This window comes from Thermalbibacter longus (genome assembly GCF_023806485.1).
GTDB lineage: Bacteria > Chloroflexota > Chloroflexia > Thermomicrobiales > Thermomicrobiaceae > Thermalbibacter > Thermalbibacter longus.
Genome location: NZ_JAMSLR010000042.1, coordinates 1 through 675 on the forward strand (window position 1 = coordinate 1; position 675 = coordinate 675).

At 52.0% G+C, this 675-nt stretch carries 1 protein-coding gene; it reads left to right on the top strand.

The genetic code is table 11. The features are described 5' to 3' along the window. Positions 1 to 477, top strand: a 477-nt coding sequence (locus tag NET02_RS16355; RefSeq protein ID WP_284058498.1) for an ExeA family protein, incomplete at its 5' end; no start/stop codon positions are given. Positions 478 to 675 lie beyond the last annotated feature (198 nt).

Below are 675 nucleotides of genomic sequence, written 5' to 3' on the forward strand. Positions count from 1 at the left end.
ATCCAGCAGGCGATCGAGCGATTGTATCATGAACGGCGGATCACGCCGGTGTTCATTTTGGATGAGATGCATTTAGCGAAGGATGCATTTTTACAGGACATCGCGATCTTGTTCAACTTTGAGATGGATTCGACCAACCCATTTGTCTTGATTTTGGCCGGGCTGCCCCATTTACAGGGGAAGCTGCGGCTCAATCAGCACCGCCCTCTCGACCAGCGGATCATCATGCGATACCGGATGGGGCCGCTGGAGAAGGAAGAGGTGGCGGGCTACATCGAGCATCGGATGAAACAGGCCGGGGCGAAGCACCCGATCTTCACCCCATCGGCGTTAGAGGCGATTGCCCTGCAGTCGCGGGGATGGCCTCGGGTGATCAACACGTTGGCCACGACGTGCCTGTTATACGGGTATCAGCTGAAAAAGGACGCCATTGACGAAGAAGTGGTGCGCATGGCCGCAGAGGAAATGGGGTATTAGCATGAAAGGGGCCGAATCGGCCTCTTTTGTGCTTTTTCTTTTCCATCGGTCCATCAGGCGCGCTGGAAATCTTCATCTGAAAGAGCGTGCAAACGTTCCGAAAGAATGTGCAAAATCCGGAACAATCCGCAAAAATTTTGCACATTATTTCCGAATCCGCCTGAAATAATTTGAAAAAGGGATTCTGAAATAATGTGC